Source organism: Pseudophaeobacter flagellatus (genome assembly GCF_021228235.1).
Classification (GTDB): domain Bacteria; phylum Pseudomonadota; class Alphaproteobacteria; order Rhodobacterales; family Rhodobacteraceae; genus Pseudophaeobacter; species Pseudophaeobacter flagellatus.
In genome coordinates, this window is record NZ_JAJQRG010000002.1 from 608951 (window position 1) to 632291 (window position 23341).

Here is a 23341-nt window from a genome sequence, read left to right on the forward strand (position 1 = left end):
CTTTGCAGGGGGGGGGTAGTCCGTTTGAGAGGGTAAGTATAACCCGTATTATTAATCCGGTTGCATGCAAGGCGAAGTTTCAATTGGGGGTTGTGGCCGGCGGAGAATCGCCAGAAATGCCGATTCCTCTATATAATTATGATAATTTTATGTTAATACTTGAGATCTGGGCGTAATGAGAGATTCGTGAGCAGTCGCCCGACCCTTTGATAAAACTAAAGCCAGATAAGAGTTATTCTTACAGAGCTGGGCGCAAAATCACCGTGTATTGGTTTGATTTTAAAAGTTTTTGTTGCGTCTAGATGCAGGCACGATGCGTAATGAGCAAGTGGAGCATAGTGTGGACATTGAAGAAAAAATTGATTCGATAACTTGTATTTTCGTCGGGAATTCGCATGATTTCTCTGATCATGCGATTGATCTGGCCACGATCAGTGTCGGATCGGTTAAGTTCAGGCGGCTGGGAAAAATTGAAGACCTGCTATCTCGCAAGTTTGATCGGCCGGATCGGGTGCGATCTATCATATTAAATCAATCTATGGCACATAGTTTTATTGATATAATAGATGAGCTGCAAACAAGGTTTCCCAATGCAACAACGGCATTGGCCTTCCGACAGCGCGAACTGGCCCGCATGGTTCTGACGCAGGTGGGCAAGCAACGCCCAAGGGGGGGAATCGCATTTCTGCCGATGAATCGCGATATGGATCGCTGGTTGACGGTGCTGCGGCTTTTGATCTGTGGTGAAAACTTCATTCCAAGTGATTTGTACGACTTTTCTGCCCAAAATATGGATGTAAAGCCAATCCATGACGGTTCAGAGGATGGTCATGCCGCGCCCTGTGCGGGGCCAGAAGGAAAGCACAACACGCCGACCAATGGGGCATCCGGGATTCGATTGACCCTGCGCGAAGCAGAGGTCCTGTCCTGTGTGGCGGAGGGCAAGCAAAACAAACTTATCGCAAATCGATTGGGACTGTCAGAGCATACGGTGAAATTGCATATCCACCATGTGATCGCCAAGCTTGGCGTACATAACAGGACAGAGGCGGCGGTTTGGTTCCTTGAAAACCAGGGGGGCGCGCAGTTCACCCAATGAGTGAGGCAGAAAAGCAGCTCAACTTTGATGCCTTCCTGTTGCTTGTCGGCAAGCTGAACTATGTTTGGACCAACACCGAAAGTTTGCTCATTCATTTAATAGCAGGGCTTGCCGGTCTGGATAAAGAAACAGCCACTGTTATTTTCCTGACATTAAATACCACGCGCGCGCGCATAGACCTTGTCGAACGGCTGTCAAAGCTTGACAAAATTGATGCCGTTGAAAGAGGTGCTATTCTGGATTTGACCGGTCGCATTCAACGGCAGTCGGCGTTGCGCAACAGGTACAATCATTGCATTTATGCATTTGACGCCGAAGGCGGTAATCCACACACAATATTAATGAGAATAGCGGACCGCAAAGATACGCTCAAGATTGGACAGTCGACGCCGCTGAATGACGCGGCTGCAGAAGATATCGAGGTGGCGATATCGGAACTGAAGGACATTAATAAAAAAATCTGGAATACAATTTTGCATTTTGGCTACCCTAGCTAGAAAATAATTCCGCCTGATAGGGTTTGTGGTTTAATATTCCTTGGCGAAATAATAATTATCTGCACTTCAGGTTAATTGCGCTATTACTTTCAATTTTTCGGTGTGATCTTCGCCGAAGATTGGAACCTACCCGAACCAACTTGGCACTTTGACCGGGAAGGACCGGCATCTGGCGCCGTAATGAGCTTGTAGCCATCCATGTCTCGCTTCCATGATAGGCATTTGCACCCTGGCATCTAAGTTGAGGCCGGACAGCAACGGAGGGTGCGGGCATGACCCGGCAGCGACAAAGCCGATACTGGGGGCAGGGGCGACTCGCAGCCCATTCGCGAATGTCCTAATTCCGGTCGTCTCGCGCCCTGACCTGGTCTGCATCGGCAGAAAGAGGCAGGATCGGGCGGGCTGTGGCGGCGGAAAAACACTCAATCAAAAAGAGCGGCAGCAAAGCGCACACAATACATGGCTGTTTTGGCGGCTCGGCGCCGGAAATTCGGCCTTTGTCATCCTGGGCTGGAGGCGCGCACATGCTGGGCCTACCTCTTGTTCACGGCCCGCAGAGATGAAGGCGCGCCGCAGAAAACACAGTAGAATGAATGGAGTGTACAACATGAACAAGATTGCCCTAGCCGCCGTTGCTGTCGCAGCTCTGACCGCATCCCCGCTTGCAGCTCAATCCGTCGCTGGCGTGGATGCCGACGGAAATGGCACCTTCTCCCTCGAGGAGCTTCAGGTAGCTTATCCAGAGCTTACCGCCGAAGTCTTTGTACAGATCGACGCCAATGCCGATGGCACCGCTGATCTGGACGAAGTGCAGGCGGCCCAGGAAGCAGGTATTCTGTCGGCCGCAGGTTAACCCGCGCTTCCCTCACAGTTTACCACTCATGAGAACAGCCTAGCCCTGCAGGCGCGGGGCTAGGTCCCCGATGCCCCTGACCGTAAAATCAAGCTCTGTGCGGCGGTGTGGCGGGGGCTATGGATCCCAGGCGACGCGAAACCCCTGATGGCTGGTGGTGCTGTCGGGCGTGTTGCCGGTGCGTGCGGCGATGCGGTATCTGTGGCAGTAGCTGTGGTGACACAGGAAAGACCCGCCCTTCAGCACTTTGTGTCCCTGCATCGCTTTTGCACGCTGGCGCAGGCGTTTCTTGAGCGAGGCAATGCGGAAGGGGTCAGCGGTCCATTCCCAGGTATTGCCAACCATATTGTACAGCCCATAGCCATTGGGCTGGAACGCGCGCACGGGCGCGGTGCTGGCAAAGCCATCGGCGCAGCTGTTGGCGCTCGGAAACGGGCCCTGCCAGATGTTGCAGGGCAGAAACCCTTCCTCTTGCGGTTCGTCGTCGCCCCAGGGGTAGCGCACATCTGCTTGGCCGCCGCGGGCGGCATGTTCCCATTCTGCCTCTGAGGGCAGTCGGCCGCCAACCCAGCTGGCATAGGCGCGGGCATCGTTCCAGGAGACATGCACCACCGGGTGGTCTGGTGGGAGCTCTGGATTTGCGGCAGCACTGCCCTGGGTGTCGCGCCAGTTGGCCCCGTCGACGCGGCGCCACCATGCGATGCCATCCACCGAATGGGTTGCCCTGGCGCGCGCGGCAAGGTCAGACCAAAACACAAAGGACCAGCCATAGGTTTCGGCCTCGGTGATATATCCCGTTTGGCTGACAAAGGCGTCGAACTCTGCATTGCTGACGGCGCTGGCGGATAGGGAAAAGGGGCGGATCAGCTGTCGGCGCAGCGGGCCTTCGCCATCCTCTGCGTGCAGCGGGTGACGAGTGCCAACAAGCCCCGGCCCACCGGGAATGTCACACAGATCTGCGGGCTGACGGGGCAGGGGCTGGCCTGTCTGTATCCTCTGCTTTGGGGCGGGGGTGGCGGGCTTTGGCCCGGTTGGCCGGGGCGGCGTACAGCAGGCTTTAGGCAAGGGTGGTTTTCCCGTCATGGGTAGTGGCAGTGGCGGCGGCCTTGGGCGTGGGGGATGGCGGTGCAGACAGGTCCAACCCATAGTCCAGACAGCACTGCGCATGGGCCTGACGCATCTCTTGATAGGCCGGGTGCTCTGGGCCCAGATTGGTGGTCTGCCACCAGTCCTCGGTCAGATCATAGAGCTGCTCGGCCCCGTCGCCATACCGGATGAAGCGATACTGCCCCTTGCGGATCGCGGCATGATCATCAAAAAAAGTCGGCACGGCGCGGTCCGGCACCCTTGCGCCCCGGATCTGTGGCAGCAAAGACCGCCCGGCGCTTTGTGCAATGGGTGGTAAGTCAAGATAGGCCATCAGGGTTGGCCCAAGATCAATCAGCCCAACCGGATCGGTGATCACCTGGTGCCCAGGCTGGCGGGGGTCGTGAATGATTAGCGGCACATTGGCCACCTGTTCCCACAGGGTGGATTTGCCAAACCAGTTGCGCTCTCCCAGGTGCATTCCATGGTCCGACAGAATGACAACCAGCGTGTTGTCCGCATGGGGCGAGGCCTTGAGCGCATCCCAGACCCGGCCAATCTGGTAATCGGCGTAAGACAGCGCGGAAAAATAGTTGCGCACACTTTGTCGCCAGTATCTACGGCGGCGGTTCTCGATATTTTCGCGCGCCAGATCTGCGGGCGTCTGCGTCAGATCAAAGCCGCGCGCCCAGTCTTTGGGCTGGTTCAGGCTTTTGAAATCATACATTACCTTGAAGCGCGCCGGTGTGGTCCAGGGGCCATGCGGGCTTTGCAGGCCGACTTCGCGGTAAAACGGGGCGTCCTGGTCGTAGGACTGCAGGAAGGCGATTACGGAGTTCGCAACCTGGTTGTCGTAAAGCTGGTTGTCGCTCTCCGGTGTTGTTGTGGCGGGGCCGCCCCGGTGGCCACCATATTCAACCTGATCGGGGATCACCCGGTTCGCAAAATGCCGCTTGCGCCTGCCAAGCGTGAACTTCCCCAGGCTCTCGCTGTAGGGCGTCGAATAGACCGCATCGTGCACCTCTTTGGGCAGGACACCGTATCCACGCATGACCTTGCCACCCGGCACGCAGTAATAGCCCTGTTCGCGCAGCCTTGTCGGCCACATCTTTTGCGGCGCGACTTTGTCAAAATACTGCGCATCGGCTTTGGTGACACCAGTGTGATGCGGCGACAGTCCCGACATGAAACTGGCCCGTGAGGGGCTGCAAACCGGGGCCTGGCAATAGGCAGAGTGAAAGCTGGTGGACTGGGCGCAGATTCGGTCCAGATTGGGCGTCTGCAGCGCCCCGCCAAAGATCGACTTGTATCTCCAGAAGGCCACTGCATCGTCCATGCTGATAAGCAGTATGTTCTTTTTGGGACCGTTTGCCATGTCAGGTGCCTCGGGTTGTCTTAGTCCTTTGGCGCATCCTTGCTGGGACCACCGTGCCTAAACTGGATGGCAGACATGGTTCTGATCGACAAGCAGGCAGCTGGCGAAAAATGCCAGCCTTGGTGATTTTGGCCAGGGGGGCTGCGCCAATAGGGCTGGCGCGCGAGTCTCCCCGCGGGCCATGTGTCTGTTGGGGTTACCCTTGTATCTGCTGGGTGTGCACCAGGCCCTGCCCTGTTGGCAGAAAGGCCGGATCCGTCGCATCGGGCTGTACAGAGCCAACCTTGCTGACCGTCAGATGCGCCGGGCCTTGCCCCTGCAGATGGCGGTCATAGGCCATATCAAAACCCTGCTCTATCCCCGCCGCAAAGCCGATGGTGTCAAACAAGGCGGTGGTGCGGCGGTTGCGCTGCAACTTGCTGCGCAGGGCGGCAAGGGCATCGGTATCGCAGGCCAGATCGCGGGCGCGGCTCTCGTAGTCGGCGGCGGAACTGGCGATGAGTTCCGGCATGTCGATCGCGCGAAGCAGGCTGGCCCCGACACGGGCTGCAAATTGCCGCCCCGGCAGCGTCAGTACCGGTAGCCCGGCCCAAAGCGCATCGCTGGCTGTGGCATGGCCATTGACCACAAAGGTATCGAGGAACAGATCGGCGGCCTGAAGCCGTGCAAGGTGCTTGTCCTGCGGCAAATGGGGGGCAAAGATCAGCCGGTTCGTATCCTGGCCCCTGTCTTGCGCGGCGCGGCGCAGATTGGCCTTGGCGCTGTCGCCGCAATCCAGCAGCCAAAGCACGCTGCCCGGCACCTGATCGAGCAGGCGCATCCAGATGTCAAACTCGGCCGGGGTGATCTTGTCGCTGCTGTTGAAGGAACAGAACACAAAGCCCCTGTCCGGCAGGCCGCAGTCCTTGCGGGTGTATTGATGTGCCGAAATGCCCCGCTTGTTGTCATTGGCCTGATAGCTATGGGGCAGGCGCAGCAGGTGTTCTTCGAAATAGCGTTCGCTGCCGAGAGGGCAGGTAACAGAATCGGCGATGAGATAATCCATCGCGGTGCTGCCCAGGGTGCCGGGAAAGCCCAGATAAGACATCTGCAGCGGGGCCAGCCGTTCGGCAAATAGCGCGGTGCGGCTGTTTGGGGCAAACCCCTTCAGATCCACCGCGATATCCAGCTTGTCCTGCTGCACCAACTGGGTGGTCTCTGCGTCGGACAGGCGGCTGATATCCTTGAAGCTGGTGACAGCCTTTCGGACCCGGCTGCGCATGGCGTCGGCGGGGGCGGCATCATAGGAATAGGCAATGATGTCAAAGCGGCTTTTGTCATGGGCTTCAAACAGCCCGGCCATCAGGCGCATGGTGGCGTGGTCGTGGTAGTCCGGGGAAAAATAGCCGATGCGCAGGCGCTGGGGGCGGTCCTGTCCCAGCTGTTCCGCCGAGAGCGGCCTGGCGGCACGAACCGAGGGCAGAGCTGCGTTGGCATGGGCCTGGATGCGCAGGCGCAACAGGTCCGGGTTGTCTTCAAAGGTCAGCGCGGCAAGGGGCGGGCAGGCCTGCCCCGAGAGGCCGAGTTGGCGGCGCAGGCGTTGGTATTCCGTCACCCAACTCCAATCACAGAGCTGCGCCTGAGCATGCAGTTTTTCGGCGCGGGTACGGTCATCGCTAGGGGTTTTTTCCAGCATGGCGTTGAAGCCTTCGATCGCCTGTTCCGTGTCACCATCCATGGATTGAAGCTGGGCCAGTTTATACTGCGCATTCTCCAGCTGGGGGGCCAGTTCCGTGGCGCGTTCCAGCAGGGTCTTGGCCTTTTGCGTCTGGCCGGTTTTCAGCAGGACATTGCTATAGTTGGACAGCACGTCCGGGTCATCGGGGGCAAGGCTGGCGGCCTTTTCCAGCAGTGGCGTTGCCTCGTTCAGCCGCCCCAGCCCAATCAGCGTATCAGCCATGTTGTTAAGACCGCCGATCAGGGTTTCATCCAGGTTCAGGGCCTTGCGATACAGTGTCAGCGCATTGTCGATCTGGCCCTGGGCGCGGCAGACATCCGCCATGGCCGCAAAGGTCGCCGCATCCCTGGGAGCAAGTTCGCAGGCCTTGTTGAGACAGGTTGCTGCTGCGTCCAGATCCAGGGCTTTCAGGTGGCATTTGCCCAGCATGTTCCACAGAAAATGCGATTTTCGGTTGCTGTTCAGCAAGGCAGCGCAGGTACTGGCAACGGCAGCGTATTTTTCTGCCGCAAAATCAGCAAGCAGTGCATTTTGCTGTTCTTCTGATAGGGGCAACTCTTGCCGGGGCGTTGTTTTCAAGGCGGTCAGAGCATCCCGCGCACGGGTGTTCTTTGGGAACTTGGCAAGGATGTCACCATAGATCTTTGCGGCGTCTTGGTGCTTTTGATCTCGTTCCGGCTGTTCGGCTTTGGTCATGGATCTAGCGATGTTCATGGAATCCTATCTCACAGTCACGCAAATGGCGGCCAGTCATCGTTCTGATGACTTTCAGGCCGTGTCTCTAGGGGTAGGGCATGGGCATTAAAATTGGGTTTCTTTCCCTTGTCTGTGGGGATTTGGCGGCCGTTCTGCGGTGGTGTGGCGGCAACACTCAGGCTGCATGTGGGGCTGGGCCGGGGCGCTGGGCGCCTGTCCGATCTGCGCAAAGCAATTGTTTTTGGCAGGCGTCGCGCCTAGGCTGGGCGCAAATCGGAACAGATCTATCGGTAGGCGTGACGACATGAGCGAGCAAACCCCCAACCCCTATGTGGGGCTGCCCGAAAGGGCCTTTTGGAAGCGCGCAGTGGCGGCGCATAACCCGCTGGAAATTTCCCAGTTGTGGCAGCCAAAGTTCCCGATCGGGCGGCGGCACCGGGTGATAACGGCGGGGTCGTGTTTTGCGCAGCATTTCAGCCGGGCTCTGGTGGCGCGTGGCTATCGTTGGCTGGATGCGGAACCCGCGCCAAAACTGCTGAGCGAGGCACAGGCGCGCGACTATAACTATGGGATTTTCTCCTGCCGAACCGGGAATATCTACACCGCGCGTATGCTGCGCCAATGGTTGAGCTATGCGCTGGAAGAGGCCCCGCTCCCGGCGGAACACTGGGAAAAGGCGGGGCGGTTTTATGATCCCCTGCGCCCGGGGATCGAACCAGATGGCTTTGCTGATCTGGCAGAGCTTACCGCCTCGCGCGGTGCCGTGCTGGCGGCCCTGCGCGAGGCGGTAAGCCAGGCGGATGTCTTTGTCTTCACCATGGGGCTGACCGAATGTTGGCGGCACCGGGAAAGTGAACTGGAATATGCCATGTGTCCGGGGACCCTGGCCGGAGAATTCGACCCGGACCAGCATGAGTTCGTGAACCAGAGCTTTGTTGGCATTCACCGCGATATGCGCGCCGCGCTCAAGATGCTGCGCCAGGCAAACCCCAAGCTGAAGGTGCTGCTGACCGTGTCGCCCGTGCCGCTGACCGCCACGGCCTCGGGGCAGCATGTGCTGACGGCGACCAGTCATTCCAAATCGGTGTTGCGTGCGGTGGCGGGGGAACTGGCGGCAGAGCTTCCGCAGGTGGATTACTTTCCGTCCTACGAGATCATCACCCACCCCGCCTATCGCGGCATGTTCTATGCCCCGAACCAGCGCAGCGTGGTGCCGCAGGGGGTCAACCACGTAATGGAGAATTTCTTTGCCTGCCAAAACGCTGCTTTCCCTTGGCTGCAAAGACAGGGCAAGGGGGCGCGGCAGGGGCAGGGCAAGGCGGTAGCCCCTAGCACACGGGCGCTGCAGTGCGATGAGGAGTTTCTGGATGCCTTTGGATAAGCCCAAGAAGGGGCGGGCGGGGGCGGAGCAATCCGAAAGTGCCCCGCGGGCGAGCCTGCGATTTTGCGTTTTTGGCGACAGTCATATCGCCTGTATCAAACATGCGCAGGATGAAGGTCTGTTGGCGCTGGATGGCGTCGTGCTGGAATACTGGGGCGCGCCGGGGCCGCAGTTTCGCGACCTGCACCTGCAAGACGCGCGCCTGGTGGCGACCACCGCAGCGGCCCAGGCCAGTCTGGCCAAGATCAATCCGGCCCGCAGCGCCGCGCTGGCACCGCAGGATTATGATGGGTTTCTCTTTATCGGTTGCCGTTTGCGCAGCTCGGATTACCTGGTGCCGCTGCTGCGCAGTCAGCCGGGTAGCCCCGGCTACCTGAGCGCGGCAGTGCGTGCCTTGATGTTGGATCGCTGGCTAGAGAGCTGCCGGGGCTATCGTGCCGCGCGCGAATTCGCCAAGGTCCGGCCCGTGTTCTTTTCCCCGGCCGGTTTTCTCAATGAGGGCACGCTAAGCGAGGAGGAACTGGCAGAGACCCTTGATACCGAGGCAACACCCGAGGCCCGCGCGGCGCTGTGGGACGAGATCGCGCAGGCCATGGCGGCAGACGGGGTGCATCTGCTGCGCCAACCCGAAGAGACGATCATACAGGGTGGCTTGACCCGGCGGGCCTATGCGACCAGCCTGGGCGCGGAAGAAGATGACCGAGTGCATAAGAATGGCGCCTATGGCGCGCTGATCCTGAACCATGCGCTATCGCAGCTGCCTTTGGTGCAATCCTGAAAGAGTGTCGCGGCTGCGGCGGCGAAATCGAGACTTGAAATCAAGGGCGGTTGGCGTTAGATGCGCCAGACCCTGCTAGCAGAGAGACACAAGGCACATGGCCACCATAAATCCCGTTCAGTTCATCCAGCAAGTCCGCGCCGAGGTGAGCAAGGTCGTCTGGCCTACCCGCCGCGAAGTTCTGCTGACCACTGTTATGGTCTTCATCATGGCTGCCCTGACGGCTGTCTTCTTTGCGATGGTTGATCTTGTGATCCGCTTTGGTCTGCAAAGCCTGCTGGGCATATTTGGATAAACGGCTGTCTTGGGCACCCGCCGCGCGCAGTTGCGGGCCTTGCCAGTCCCTAACCCTCTGGCCCCCGGCCAATTGCAGGCGTATATGCCTGCAGGAAAACCTGCTCCGGCTCTTGATCTTGAACCCATTGGCGGGTAGTTGAGCCGGAACTTCTGACGTGGGCGTGCGGCGATTCGAGTTGCGCGCCGATTTTTGTTAGGACGCAGTTGGCGTCTGGCGCAGGATCACGGCAGAAATCATATTCACTGACGGCGCTGAAAATACTTCGCGCGGCAAATCTAAGGACGGTCAAGTTCATGGCGAAACGGTGGTATTCGGTCAGCGTTCTTTCGAACTTCGAAAAGAAAATCGCAGAGCAGATTCGCACCTCGGTTGCCGAGCAGGGGCTTGAGGATGATATCGACGAGGTTCTGGTCCCCACCGAAGAGGTGATCGAGGTCCGTCGTGGCAAAAAGGTCTCGACCGAGCGTCGCTTCATGCCAGGCTATGTGTTGGTGCACATGGAAATGTCCGATCAGGGCTATCACCTGATTTCCTCGATCAACCGGGTCACCGGCTTTCTGGGGCCGCAGGGTCGTCCGATGCCGATGCGCGACGCCGAAGTTCAGGGCATCCTGGGCCGCGTCGAAGAGGGCATCGAAGCCCCACGCACCCTGATTTCCTTTGAGATCGGTGATCGGGTCAAGGTCAACGACGGTCCGTTTGAAGACTTTGATGGCATGGTCGAAGGCGTTGATGACGCCACCCAGAAGCTGAAGGTTTCCGTGTCGATCTTTGGCCGCGAAACCCCGGTCGAGCTGGACTTTACCCAGGTCACCAAGCAGAGCTGATTGCCAGCCTGATCCAGAATGCAAAAACGCCGCGATGCCCAGGGCCTCGCGGCGTTTTGCGTTTTCGCTGTCGTCTCGGTGATCTGCGGCGCGGCGCAAATGTTTCGCCCGCGAAACAGATTAAGGCGCTGTTGACAGGGCTTGCCCAGTCCTGACCCCGGCGCGCGCCGGGGGTGTGTCGGAAGGGGGCGGCAGGGTCTGTGCCGCGCTACTTGTACTTGCCACAACTGGAGGGGCGGCGAGAGCCGATGTCGTCAGGCGTCGTCTTGTCGAAGGTTTTTCCATTCCAGCACAGCATGCGGTAGCTATAGGCGATGGCGCTTTTGCCGGTCAGGTTCAGGGACAGGGTTTCAGTTTGTGCGCCGTCAACCGCAGCGGTCAGGGACACTTTGTCAAGCTCCGACAGCTTGCCTTGTGCACCTGCTGTGACGGTGACGTTGCTGCCCGCATCAAAGCCAGTCGCATACAAGACTGCCTCGACGATCCGCACATTGTCGTCAGAAAATCTCTGGGCTGCGGAGGGTGACATTTCTCTAAGGTTTTTCTCTACCTCAAGCCAGTTGTCGACCTGCAGGAAGAGGCCGGTGTATTTCTGAAAGCGCGTCCCGGTCAGGTCATAGTTGGCCTCTACCTCTGCCGAGGGGGTGCCTTCAAGGGCAGGTATGGTCTTTGCATTCGCAGTGCCGTTTCCGCTGATTTTGTTCAGGATCTTTCTGTCGATCTGAAATTCGCGGCCCTGATTGGTTTCAACACCCTCCAGCAGGGTGATGCGTTTGAAGTAGTTCTTTGTGACTGGGCCAGTGAGTCCGGACTGGCCTTGCAGGACGCCAATTTCACCGGGCAGCTGGATTAGTTCGGCACCCTTGGTGGAATAGGGCAGACCACCAAGTTTCAGATAGGTACCAAGCGGGATTAGTGACCAACCGTATTTTGCATCAACCATGGACTGGGCAGTCGCAGCGCCGTTGAAAAGGGTGACGGCAAGCCCGAGGCAAATCAACTTGAGGTAAGACATTGGCGAGTACTCCTGTTTTTTTAAAATTTATTTCCGGTCGAGGGAGCCAGCGCGGGGCAGAGAGGGGCACGCAAGCGCGCCGTTGCTGTGGCTTGGGGGCTTGCTGCCGCCATGAATTGGCATTGCCCAAGTGGTCATCTCTGCTGGCAGAGTGTCCGTTCATTTGAAGCGTCAATCAAGCATTTTGCGCGCAGCGGGGGCGGTTTTGACGGTCTGTGCTTGGATTTTGTTGCTTCGGCCAGCTGAGAGCCTGCTACGGGCCGGGGCTGGTCCGTGGTGGTCAGTGTAACCGGGATCTTGCACTTGCCACCTGAACCATTCCGCTGTAGATGCCGCCCTTATCGTCTTTGGGCGAGATTCTCTCGTGGGAGATTCGGAGGTCGCGATCTTCGGTCGGACCACGCAACACCAAACCGGATGGGACGCGTTCCATCCTTCGTTGAAAGGAAAACCAAATGGCTAAGAAGCTTGTTGGTTCGATGAAACTGCAGGTTGCTGCAGGTCAGGCAAACCCCTCCCCGCCAGTTGGCCCCGCTCTGGGTCAGCGCGGCATCAACATCATGGAATTCTGCAAGGCGTTCAACGCCAAGACCGCAGACATGGAGCCAGGTGCGCCTTGCCCAACCGTGATCACCTACTATCAGGACAAGTCCTTCACCATGGACATCAAGACGCCACCTGCGTCTTATTACCTGAAGAAGGCTGCCAAGGTTAAGTCCGGTGCCAAGACACCTTCGCGTGAAACCGTTGGTACAGTGTCAGTTGCTCAGGTGAAAGAAATCGCCGAAGCAAAGATGAAAGATCTGAACGCCAACGATATCGAAGCGGCGATGAAGATCATTCTGGGCTCCGCCCGCTCTATGGGCATCGAGGTGAAGTAAGATGGCAAAGTTCGGAAAACGTACACGCGCCGCGCGCGAAGCAGTCGCTGGCAAAGCCAACCTCTCCGTTGCTGATGCCGTTGCTCTGGTGAAGGCCAATGCAACCTCGAAGTTCGACGAAACCATCGAGATTGCCCTGAACCTCGGCGTTGACACCCGTCACGCGGATCAGATGGTTCGTGGCGTTGTTGGCCTGCCAAACGGCACCGGCAAATCCATGCGCGTTGCAGTCTTTGCCCGTGGCCCCAAGGCTGACGAAGCCAAGGCCGCTGGCGCAGATGTGATCGGCGCAGAAGACCTGATGGAAGCCATCCAGGGCGGCAAAATCGATTTTGATCGTTGCATTGCCACCCCTGACATGATGCCCGTCGTTGGTCGTCTGGGTAAGATCCTTGGCCCACGTAACCTGATGCCAAACCCCAAGGTTGGCACGGTGACCATGGACGTCAAGGCAGCTGTTGAAGCGGCCAAGGGCGGCGAAGTCCAGTTCAAAGCGGAAAAAGGCGGCGTTGTGCACGCTGGCGTTGGCAAGGCCTCTTTTGATGCCGCCAAGCTGGCCGAAAACGTCTCTGCCTTTATCGATGCGGTTGCCAAGGCACGCCCAAGCGGTGCCAAAGGTGCCTACATGAAGAAGATCGTTCTGACTTCGACCATGGGCCCAAGCGTGACCCTGGATGTGGACGGCGCTGTTTCTGAGTGAGACCGCAGTCCTCTTGATCGGATATAGAATGGGCGGCGCTTACGGGTGCCGCCCATTTTCTTTGGCGCGGACCCGGGCGGTAGTGTTGGTTTGCGGGCGTGTTTGCGGCGATATCGTCCCAATGGGGCGGGTTTTCCGCCTCGGCTGCGCGATTGCCTGCCGCTGGATCGCGCTAGGTGGAATTATCCCCTTGGAAATCCCTCGAATTGGCAGTAATACGACCAAGAGGTAAAGCGTGCGATTCGTCGTGCGCTTTATTTCATTTCGTCCAAGATGGTGGGTGGCCTGTCGATCGGGTCTTAATTTCCCTCCTGAGACGGGAGAGACAAATAAGATCGAGGGTTTTTTTACCTTCGGGCGATGTTGGCTATCCCGGTAAAACGGACTTGAACGCTAGGCAGTTTTGTCTGGCACATCAAAGAGCCGGGGTGTTTACACCCCAAATTTGGAGAGAACTGTGGATAGAGCCCAGAAAGAGAAATTGGTCGAGGAACTCGGCCAGATCTTCGAAAGCTCTGGCGTCGTGGTGGTTTCCCACTACGTCGGTCTGACAGTTGCTGAGATGCAGGATCTACGAGCGCGCGCAAGTGCAGCTGGTAGTTCCGTGCGTGTTGCCAAAAACAGGCTCGCCAAAATCGCCCTTGAGGGTAAGCCGTGTGAAAGCATGTCTAACCTGCTGACGGGGATGACCGTTCTGACCTATTCTGAGGACCCTGTGGCAGCTGCCAAAGTGGCCGAAGATTTCGCCAAAGAGAACAAGAAATTCGAAATTCTTGGCGGCGCAATGGGTGAGAACGCTCTGGACCGGGCTGGTGTTACAGCTGTGTCGAAAATGCCTTCGCGCGACGAGCTTATTGCTCAGATCGCAAGCTGCATCGGCGCACCTGCAAGCAACATCGCTGGGGCCATTGGCGCACCTGCAAGCAATATCGCAAGCATCCTTTCGACCATCGAAGAGAAGGCGGAAGCTGCGTAAGCGGTTGGCACTGAATGACTGGCGTGGGGACTATCTCACACGTTGGAACACACATACTGAACACGGAAAGAGCTGATACAATGGCTGATCTGAAAGCACTCGCAGAAAGCATCGTGGGTCTGACCCTGCTGGAAGCACAAGAACTGAAAACCATCCTCAAAGACGAGTATGGCATCGAGCCCGCCGCTGGCGGCGCAGTAGTCATGGCAGCTGGCGACGCCGGCGGTGAAGCTGCAGAAGAAAAAACTGAATTCGACGTCGTTCTGAAGAACGCCGGCGCATCCAAAATCAACGTGATCAAAGAAGTTCGCGCGATCACCGGTCTTGGCCTGAAAGAAGCCAAAGAGCTGGTCGAAGCTGGCGGCAAGATCAAAGAAGGCGTGTCGCAAGACGAAGCCGACGACGTCAAAGGCAAGCTGGAAGCTGCCGGCGCCGAAGTCGAAGTGGCCTAAGCCATTTCTTCTGGGGATGCGCCGGACCATTTTGGTGTATTCCTTGAAAAGTTCAGGCTGGGTCCGAAGTAATTCGGGTCCAGCCGAATCTGTCTCAGCAAGGACCATTCTTTGGTCTTTCCTCAGGCGAGGTTCAACGGATCGGGAGGCCGCCATTCGGGACGGTGGCCATGAATAGATCCAACCATGCTGTCTCGTATGGGCAAGATGCTGTGGCCCGGCAGCAGTCTTGACCGGTGAGAACTCGAAAGGTGACATCTGACATGGCTCAAACGTTCCTTGGCCAGAAACGTCTACGCAAGTATTATGGCAAAATCCGCGAAGTGCTGGATATGCCGAACCTCATTGAGGTTCAAAAATCGTCATACGACCTGTTTCTCCGTTCCGGAGATTCCCCAGAGCCGCTCGACGGTGAGGGTATCAAGGGCGTATTCCAGTCGGTTTTCCCGATCAAGGATTTCAACGAAACCTCCGTTCTGGAGTTCGTGAAATATTCCTTCGAGAAGCCTAAATACGACGTCGAAGAATGCATGCAGCGCGACATGACCTACAGCGCTCCGCTGAAGGTTACGCTGCGCTTGATCGTGTTTGATATCGATGATGACACTGGCGCGAAGTCGGTCAAGGACATCAAAGAGCAGGACGTCTTCATGGGCGATATGCCTTTGATGACGCCCAACGGCACCTTTGTTGTCAACGGGACCGAGCGGGTTATCGTTTCGCAGATGCACCGCTCTCCTGGCGTGTTCTTTGATCACGACAAGGGCAAGACGCATTCTTCGGGTAAACTGCTGTTTGCCTGCCGGATCATCCCCTATCGCGGCTCCTGGCTGGACTTTGAATTCGACGCCAAAGACATCGTCTTTGCCCGGATCGACCGCCGCCGCAAGCTGCCTGTGACCACCCTGCTTTATGCGCTGGGTCTGGACCAGGAAGCCATTATGGATGCCTATTACGACACGGTGAACTACTCGCTGGATACCAGCCGTGGTTGGGTGACCCCCTTCTTCCCCGATCGTGTTCGCGGCACCCGACCAACCTTTGACCTGGTTGATGCTGCCTCTGGTGAAGTCTTTGCCGAAGCCGGCAAAAAGGTCACTCCGCGCGCTGTGAAGAAAATGATCGACGAGGGCGCGATCAGCAATCTTCTGGTGCCGTTCGAGAACATCATCGGCAAGTTTGTCGCCAAGGATATCATCAACGAAGAAAACGGTGCGATCTACGTTGAGGCCGGCGATGAGCTGACCATGGAATACGACAAGGGTGGCGAGATCATTGGCGGTACCGTCAAAGAACTGATGGATGCCGGTATCACCGATATTCCGGTACTGGACATCGACAACATCAATGTCGGCCCCTACATGCGCAACACCATGGCGGCGGATAAAAACATGGGTCGCGACACCGCGCTCATGGATATCTACCGTGTGATGCGCCCAGGCGAGCCCCCCACCGTCGAAGCGGCCTCTTCGCTGTTTGACACATTGTTCTTTGACAGCGAGCGCTATGACCTCTCGGCTGTTGGCCGTGTCAAAATGAACATGCGTCTGGCGCTGGACGCCGAAGACACCCAGCGGACCCTGCGTAAGGAAGACATCGTTTCCTGCATCAAGGCCCTGGTTGATCTGCGTGACGGCCGTGGTGGCATCGACGATATTGACCACCTGGGGAACCGTCGTGTGCGCTCGGTCGGCGAACTGATGGAAAACCAGTACCGCGTTGGTCTGCTGCGCATGGAGCGTGCGATCAAAGAGCGGATGTCCTCTGTTGAGATCGACACTGTGATGCCACAGGATCTGATCAACGCTAAACCAGCTGCGGCTGCGGTGCGTGAATTCTTTGGCTCTTCGCAGCTGTCGCAGTTCATGGACCAAACCAACCCGCTGTCGGAAGTCACCCACAAACGCCGTCTCTCGGCGCTTGGGCCTGGCGGTCTGACCCGCGAACGTGCCGGTTTCGAAGTACGAGATGTTCACCCGACCCACTATGGCCGGATGTGCCCGATTGAAACGCCGGAAGGCCCGAACATTGGTCTGATCAACTCGCTGGCGACCTTTGCACGTGTCAACAAGTATGGTTTCATCGAGACGCCATATCGTGTTGTGACCGAAGGTCAGGTGACTGACGAAGTTCACTATATGTCGGCGACCGAAGAAATGCGCCACACTGTGGCCCAGGCCAACGCCTCTCTGGATGAAAACGGCAGGTTCACCAATGATCTGGTGTCGACCCGTCAATCTGGCGACTACACGCTGGCGCCCAGCGAAAGCGTTGATCTGATCGACGTTTCGCCAAAGCAGCTGGTCTCGGTTGCGGCCTCGCTGATTCCGTTCCTGGAAAATGACGATGCGAACCGGGCCCTGATGGGATCGAACATGCAACGTCAGGCGGTTCCGCTTCTGCGCGCCGAGGCGCCGCTGGTCGGCACCGGCATCGAAGAGGTTGTGGCGCGAGATTCCGGGGCTGCGATCATGGCGAAACGCGGCGGTATCATCGACCAGATCGATGCGCAGCGTATCGTGATCCGTGCCACCTCTGATCTGGAACTGGGCGATGCAGGGGTAGACATCTACCGGATGCGCAAGTTCCAGCGCTCGAACCAGAACACCTGCATCAACCAGCGTCCGCTGGTGCGTGTTGGTCAGGAAGTCCGCAAAGGCGAAGTGATTGCCGATGGCCCAAGCACCGATATCGGTGAACTGGCGCTGGGTAAAAACGTCGTCGTGGCCTTCATGCCCTGGAATGGCTACAACTACGAAGACTCGATCCTGATCTCGGAACGTATCGCCCGTGATGACGTCTTTACCTCGATCCACATCGAGGAATTCGAAGTCGCCGCCCGTGATACCAAACTGGGCCCAGAGGAAATTACCCGCGACATTCCAAACGTTGGTGAAGAAGCGCTGCGCAACCTCGACGAGGCAGGCATCGTTTACATCGGCGCCGATGTTGAACCCGGTGATATCCTGGTCGGCAAGATCACACCAAAGGGCGAAAGCCCAATGACGCCAGAAGAAAAACTGCTGCGCGCCATCTTTGGTGAAAAAGCTTCGGATGTTCGCGATACCTCGCTGCGGGTGAAGCCTGGTGACTACGGCACAATCGTCGAAGTTCGCGTCTTCAACCGTCACGGTGTCGAAAAAGACGAACGTGCGCTGCAGATCGAGCGGGAAGAAGTTGAACGCCTGGCGCGTGACCGCGACGATGAGCTGGCCATTCTGGACCGTAACATCTATGCCCGCCTGCGCAGCATGCTGCTGGGTAAAACCGCTGTCAAAGGCCCCAAGGGCGTGCGCTCTGGTGCCACAGTCGACGAAGATACCCTGTCGCAGCTCAGCCGTGGCCAGTGGTGGATGGTTGCTCTCGAAGAGGAGCAGGACGCCAAGGTGGTCGAGGCCCTGAACGAGCAGTACGAGGCGCAGAAACGCGCTCTGGATGCCCGTTTTGAAGACAAGGTCGAAAAAGTCCGTCGTGGCGACGATCTGCCGCCCGGTGTGATGAAGATGGTCAAAGTCTTTATCGCGGTGAAGCGTAAGCTGCAGCCCGGCGATAAAATGGCGGGTCGTCACGGCAACAAAGGTGTGATCTCGAAAGTGGTCCCAATGGAGGATATGCCTTTCCTTCAGGACGGTACCCCGGTTGATTTCTGTCTGAACCCACTGGGCGTTCCCTCGCGGATGAACGTTGGTCAGATCCTTGAAACCCACATGGGCTGGGCCGCACGCGGTCTGGGGCTCCAGGTGGACGAGGCCCTGCAGGACTATCGCCGCTCTGGTGATCTGACGCCTGTGCGCGATGTAATGAAGCATGCCTATGGCGAAGACGTCTACGCCGAAGGCATCGCGGATATGTCCGAGTTCGACCTGGTCGAGGCGGCTGGCAACGTGGTCAATGGTGTGCCGATTGCGACACCTGTTTTTGACGGTGCCAAAGAAGCCGATGTGAATGACTCGCTCATCCGGGCTGGGTTTGACACCTCTGGTCAGTCGATCCTGTTTGATGGTCGTACAGGCGAGCAGTTTGCCCGCCCTGTGACCGTCGGCATCAAGTATCTGCTGAAACTGCATCACCTGGTTGACGACAAGATCCACGCGCGTTCCACCGGCCCATACTCGCTGGTTACCCAGCAGCCATTGGGTGGTAAGGCGCAGTTTGGTGGTCAGCGTTTCGGGGAAATGGAAGTCTGGGCGCTGGAAGCCTATGGCGCTGCCTATACCCTGCAGGAAATGCTTACTGTCAAATCGGATGATGTTGCCGGTCGGACCAAGGTCTATGAATCGATCGTCAAGGGCGAGGACAACTTTGAAGCGGGCGTACCCGAAAGCTTCAACGTTCTGGTCAAAGAAGTCCGGGGCCTCGGCCTGAACATGGAACTCCTGGATGCGGAGGAGGAGGAGTAAGGGCACCAGCCTTTATCTCCACTCCCCCCTTCCGCACAAATTTGAGGAAACACAAATGAACCAGGAAATCACCAACAACCCGTTCAACCCGCTGACGCCCACCAAGGTCTTTGATGAAATCAAAGTGTCCCTGGCGTCGCCGGAACGGATCCTGTCTTGGTCTTATGGCGAAATCAAAAAGCCAGAAACCATCAACTACCGGACCTTCAAGCCCGAGCGGGACGGCCTGTTCTGTGCCCGTATCTTTGGTCCGATCAAAGACTACGAATGCCTCTGTGGTAAATATAAGCGCATGAAGTATCGCGGCGTTGTCTGCGAGAAATGTGGTGTTGAAGTTACCCTGCAAAAAGTGCGCCGCGAGCGTATGGGCCACATCGAACTGGCCGCGCCTGTTGCGCATATCTGGTTCCTGAAATCGCTGCCATCGCGCATCGGTCTCATGCTGGACATGACCCTGCGCGATCTGGAGCGGGTTCTGTACTTTGAAAACTATGTTGTCATCGAGCCCGGTCTGACCGATCTGACCTATGGCCAGATGATGACCGAAGAAGAGTTCATGGACGCCCAGGATGCCTATGGCATGGATGCTTTCACCGCCAATATCGGCGCCGAAGCCATCCGCGAAATGCTGGCGGCCATTGATCTGGATTCCGAAGCCGAGCACCTGCGCGCCGAACTGGCCGAAGCCACCGGCGAGCTGAAGCCCAAGAAAATCATCAAGCGTCTGAAAGTTGTGGAATCCTTCCTGGAATCCGGCAACCGTCCAGAGTGGATGATCATGACCGTGATCCCGGTTATCCCGCCAGAGCTGCGCCCACTGGTGCCGCTGGATGGGGGCCGTTTTGCGACCTCTGACCTGAACGATTTGTATCGTCGGGTGATCAACCGGAACAACCGTCTGAAGCGCCTGATCGAGCTGCGCGCGCCAGACATCATCGTCCGGAATGAAAAGCGGATGCTGCAGGAATCTGTGGACGCGCTGTTCGACAACGGTCGCCGTGGTCGCGTTATCACTGGTGCCAACAAGCGTCCGCTGAAATCGCTTTCAGATATGCTGAAGGGTAAGCAGGGTCGCTTCCGTCAGAACCTTTTGGGGAAACGTGTCGACTTCTCTGGTCGTTCGGTCATTGTGACGGGTCCGGAACTCAAGCTGCATCAATGTGGCCTGCCCAAGAAGATGGCGCTCGAACTGTTCAAGCCCTTCATCTATTCGCGTCTGGAGGCCAAAGGTCTGTCCTCGACCGTGAAGCAGGCGAAGAAGCTGGTGGAAAAGGAACGTCCCGAAGTTTGGGATATTCTCGACGAAGTCATTCGCGAACACCCCGTGATGCTGAACCGTGCACCAACGCTGCACCGTCTTGGTATCCAGGCCTTTGAACCCACGCTGATCGAAGGTAAGGCTATCCAGCTGCACCCGCTGGTCTGCTCGGCGTTCAACGCGGACTTTGACGGTGACCAGATGGCTGTTCACGTGCCCCTGAGCCTTGAGGCCCAGCTGGAAGCACGTGTTCTGATGATGTCGACCAACAACGTTCTGTCGCCTGCAAACGGCGCGCCAATCATCGTTCCTTCGCAGGATATGATCTTGGGGCTCTACTATGTGACCCTGGACCGCGAAGGCATGATTGGTGAGGGCAAGGTCTTTGGCACCATCGAAGAAGTGCAGCACGCGCTGGACGCTGGTGAAGTTCATCTGCACAGCCGTGTGACCTCGCGGGTCCCCCAGATCGACGACGAAGGCAACGAGGTGCTTCAGCGCTTTGAAACCACGCCGGGTCGGGTTCTGCTGGGCGCACTGCTGCCAAAGAATGCCAAGGCACCGTTTGCTCTGGTGAACCGCCTTCTGCGGAAGAAAGAGGTGCAGCAGGTCATCGACACCGTCTACCGCTATTGCGGTCAGAAAGAGTCGGTCATCTTCTGTGACCAGATCATGACCATGGGCTTCCGCGAGGCCTTCAAGGCAGGCATTTCGTTTGGCAAGGACGACATGGTTGTTCCTGAAACCAAATGGCCCATCGTCAACGAAACCCGTGACCTGGTGAAAGACTTTGAACAACAGTACATGGACGGCCTGATCACTCAGGGTGAAAAGTACAACAAAGTTGTTGATGCCTGGTCGAAGTGTAACGATCGTGTCACCGACGCCATGATGACCACGATTTCGACCTCTAAGCGCAACGAAGATGGCTCTGAAGCGGAACCGAACTCGGTCTATATGATGGCGCACTCCGGTGCCCGTGGGTCTGTGACGCAGATGAAACAGCTGGGCGGCATGCGTGGTCTGATGGCCAAGCCTAACGGCGACATCATCGAGACGCCGATCATCTCGAACTTTAAAGAAGGCCTGTCGGTTCTGGAGTACTTCAACTCTACCCACGGTGCCCGTAAAGGTCTGTCGGATACGGCTCTGAAAACGGCGAACTCGGGGTATTTGACCCGTCGTCTGGTTGATGTTGCACAGGATTGCATCGTGCGCGATCGCGACTGCGGCACCGAAAATTCGATCACGGCCTCTGCCGCGGTCAATGACGGTGAAGTGGTTGCCAGCCTTGGCGAACGCATCCTGGGTCGTGTCACTGCCGAAGACGTCAAGCGTCCCGGCACCGATGAGATCCTGGCGGCCTCTGGCCAGCTGATTGATGAACGTCTGTCCGACATCATCGAAGAGGCCGGCGTGGCAACCATGCGGATCCGTTCGCCACTGACCTGTGAGGCCGACGAAGGCGTCTGCGCCATGTGCTATGGTCGTGACCTGGCGCGCGGCACCATGGTCAACACCGGTGAAGCTGTCGGCATTATTGCCGCGCAGTCGATTGGTGAACCCGGCACCCAGCTGACGATGCGGACCTTCCACATCGGCGGCGTTGCTCAGGGTGGCCAGCAGTCCTTCCAGGAAGCCAGCCACGCAGGCACGATCGTCTTTGAAAACGAGAACACGCTGAAGAACTCCGATGGGGATGTTCTGATCGTGGGCCGGAACATGAAGATGATCATCCAGGACGAGCACGGCGAAGAGCGGGCCAGCCACAAGCTGAGCTATGGTTCCAAGCTGATCGTTTCTGCAGGTCAGGCCATTGCCCGCGGCGATAAACTGTTTGAATGGGATCCCTATACCCTGCCAATCATCGCCGAAAAGACCGGTACTGCCAAATATGTCGATCTGGTGTCGGGCATCGCTGTGCGTGATGAAACCGATGAAGCCACCGGCATGACCCAGAAGATTGTGATTGACTGGCGCGCCGCCCCCAAAGGCAGCGAACTTAAGCCTGAAATCATTCTGGTTGGCACCGATGGTGAGCCTCTGCGTCTGGATAACGGCAACCCCGTGACCTACCCAATGTCCGTGGATGCGGTCCTCTCGATCGAGGATGGCGACCCGGTGCAGGCTGGTGACGTTGTTGCGCGTATCCCGCGTGAAGGTGCCAAGACCAAGGACATTACCGGTGGTCTGCCACGGGTTGCGGAACTGTTCGAAGCCCGTCGTCCCAAAGATCACGCGATCATTGCTGAACTTGATGGTTACGTCCGCTTTGGCCGCGACTACAAGAACAAGCGCCGCATCGCTATTGATCCAGCGGATGAGAGCAAGGATGCCGTCGAATACATGGTGCCCAAGGGCAAGCACATTCCTGTTCAGGAAGGTGACTTCGTCCAGAAGGGTGACTACATCATGGATGGTAACCCGGCACCGCACGATATCCTTGGCATCATGGGTGTCGAGGCTCTGGCTAACTACATGATCGACGAAGTGCAGGACGTGTATCGCCTGCAGGGTGTGAAGATCAACGATAAGCACATCGAAGTCATCGTGCGCCAGATGCTGCAGAAGTGGGAGATCTCGGATTCGGGTGAAACCACGCTGCTCAAAGGCGAACATGTGGACAAGCAAGAGTTCGAAGCGGCCAATGAAAAAGCGCTGTCGCGCAACAAACGTCCTGCCAAGGGCGGCCCGATCCTGCTTGGGATCACCAAGGCATCGCTGCAGACCCGTTCCTTTATCTCGGCGGCCTCCTTCCAGGAGACCACCCGCGTGCTGACCGAAGCTTCGGTGCAGGGCAAGAGGGACAAATTGGTTGGTCTGAAAGAGAACGTCATTGTTGGCCGTCTGATCCCAGCTGGGACCGGGGGCGCCACCCAGCGGGTACGTCAAATTGCCCAGGGTCGCGACAATGTCGTGCTGGAAGCGCGCCGCGAAGAGGCCGAAGCCGCTGCAGCTCTGGCTGCTCCGGTGGCAGAGGACACTCTGGCAAGCGATACATTCGACAATCTGGTGGATACACCGGAAAGCCGCGATTGATCGCCACGCGATA

General features: G+C 57.7%; 17 protein-coding genes. 13 read left to right on the forward strand and 4 right to left on the reverse strand.

The window, feature by feature from the left end:
- Nucleotides 1-340 precede the first annotated feature (340 nt).
- From LRK71_RS20505 to LRK71_RS06325, 3 genes are all read left to right on the forward strand, one after another.
- Nucleotides 341-1099 (forward strand): response regulator transcription factor, encoded by a 759-nt coding sequence (locus tag LRK71_RS20505; RefSeq protein ID WP_232401918.1) that lies wholly within the window; start codon nt 341-343, stop codon nt 1097-1099.
- Nucleotides 1096-1596 (forward strand): hypothetical protein, encoded by a 501-nt coding sequence (locus tag LRK71_RS06320; protein WP_232401920.1) that lies wholly within the window; start codon nt 1096-1098, stop codon nt 1594-1596. The genes LRK71_RS20505 and LRK71_RS06320 overlap by 4 nt, the downstream gene beginning before the upstream one ends.
- A 607-nt stretch (nt 1597-2203) precedes the next feature.
- A complete protein-coding gene (locus LRK71_RS06325) occupies nt 2204-2449 on the forward strand; it encodes a penta-EF hand family protein (RefSeq protein ID WP_232401922.1) in 246 nt (81 codons plus the stop codon).
- Nucleotides 2450-2566: 117 nt separating this feature from the next.
- Here the strand turns inward: LRK71_RS06325 and LRK71_RS06330 are convergent, their stop codons facing one another.
- The 3 genes from LRK71_RS06330 to LRK71_RS06340 form a co-directional block, all read right to left on the reverse strand.
- The gene (locus tag LRK71_RS06330) at nt 2567-3514 is read right to left on the reverse strand and encodes a formylglycine-generating enzyme family protein (RefSeq protein WP_232401924.1); all 948 of its coding nucleotides are present in this window, start codon (nt 3512-3514) and stop codon (nt 2567-2569) included.
- The gene (locus LRK71_RS06335; RefSeq protein WP_232401926.1) at nt 3507-4910 is read right to left on the reverse strand and encodes a sulfatase-like hydrolase/transferase; all 1404 of its coding nucleotides are present in this window, start codon (nt 4908-4910) and stop codon (nt 3507-3509) included. The genes LRK71_RS06330 and LRK71_RS06335 overlap by 8 nt, the downstream gene beginning before the upstream one ends.
- Nucleotides 4911-5106: 196 nt before the next feature.
- Nucleotides 5107-7341, reverse strand: a complete 2235-nt coding sequence (locus tag LRK71_RS06340; protein WP_232401928.1) for an O-linked N-acetylglucosamine transferase, SPINDLY family protein — start codon at nt 7339-7341, stop codon at nt 5107-5109.
- 286 nt (nt 7342-7627) lie between these two features.
- On the opposite strand from LRK71_RS06340, the gene LRK71_RS06345 reads away from it, so the two are divergent.
- The 4 genes from LRK71_RS06345 to nusG all read left to right on the forward strand — a co-directional run bounded on the left by LRK71_RS06345 (nt 7628) and on the right by nusG (nt 10607).
- Nucleotides 7628-8704 carry a GSCFA domain-containing protein gene (locus tag LRK71_RS06345; RefSeq protein WP_232401930.1) on the forward strand — a complete coding sequence of 359 codons (1077 nt, stop codon included), beginning with the start codon at nt 7628-7630 and terminating at the stop codon, nt 8702-8704.
- Nucleotides 8691-9482: a hypothetical protein gene (locus LRK71_RS06350; protein WP_232401933.1), complete on the forward strand. Its 792-nt coding sequence runs from the start codon at nt 8691-8693 to the stop codon at nt 9480-9482. Before LRK71_RS06345 ends, LRK71_RS06350 begins: the two co-directional genes overlap by 14 nt.
- A 97-nt stretch (nt 9483-9579) precedes the next feature.
- Complete coding sequence (secE, locus tag LRK71_RS06355) at nt 9580-9777, forward strand: preprotein translocase subunit SecE (RefSeq protein ID WP_232401935.1); 198 nt, start codon at nt 9580-9582, stop codon at nt 9775-9777.
- 296 nt (nt 9778-10073) lie between these two features.
- On the forward strand, nt 10074-10607 hold the full coding sequence (gene nusG / locus LRK71_RS06360; protein WP_232401936.1) for a transcription termination/antitermination protein NusG: 534 nt from the start codon (nt 10074-10076) through the stop codon (nt 10605-10607).
- 208 nt (nt 10608-10815) lie between these two features.
- Here nusG and LRK71_RS06365 read toward each other — a convergent pair whose 3' ends face one another.
- A complete protein-coding gene (locus LRK71_RS06365; RefSeq protein ID WP_232401937.1) occupies nt 10816-11622 on the reverse strand; it encodes a hypothetical protein in 807 nt (268 codons plus the stop codon).
- 455 nt (nt 11623-12077) lie between these two features.
- Here LRK71_RS06365 and rplK point away from each other — a divergent pair, with 455 nt between their 5' ends.
- The 6 genes from rplK to rpoC all read left to right on the forward strand — a co-directional run bounded on the left by rplK (nt 12078) and on the right by rpoC (nt 23328).
- Complete coding sequence (gene rplK, locus LRK71_RS06370; protein ID WP_232401938.1) at nt 12078-12503, forward strand: 50S ribosomal protein L11; 426 nt, start codon at nt 12078-12080, stop codon at nt 12501-12503.
- Nucleotide 12504: 1 nt separating this feature from the next.
- Nucleotides 12505-13203 (forward strand): 50S ribosomal protein L1, encoded by a 699-nt coding sequence (rplA, locus tag LRK71_RS06375; RefSeq protein WP_232401939.1) that lies wholly within the window; start codon nt 12505-12507, stop codon nt 13201-13203.
- 457 nt (nt 13204-13660) lie between these two features.
- Entirely contained in the window at nt 13661-14179 is a 519-nt protein-coding gene (gene rplJ, locus LRK71_RS06380; RefSeq protein WP_232401940.1) for a 50S ribosomal protein L10, read from the forward strand.
- A gap of 80 nt (nt 14180-14259) precedes the next feature.
- Complete coding sequence (rplL, locus tag LRK71_RS06385; protein WP_232401941.1) at nt 14260-14631, forward strand: 50S ribosomal protein L7/L12; 372 nt, start codon at nt 14260-14262, stop codon at nt 14629-14631.
- Nucleotides 14632-14894: 263 nt separating this feature from the next.
- The gene (gene rpoB / locus LRK71_RS06390; RefSeq protein ID WP_232401942.1) at nt 14895-19031 is read left to right on the forward strand and encodes a DNA-directed RNA polymerase subunit beta; all 4137 of its coding nucleotides are present in this window, start codon (nt 14895-14897) and stop codon (nt 19029-19031) included.
- 55 nt (nt 19032-19086) lie between these two features.
- Entirely contained in the window at nt 19087-23328 is a 4242-nt protein-coding gene (gene rpoC, locus LRK71_RS06395; protein WP_232401943.1) for a DNA-directed RNA polymerase subunit beta', read from the forward strand.
- Nucleotides 23329-23341: the final 13 nt, after the last annotated feature.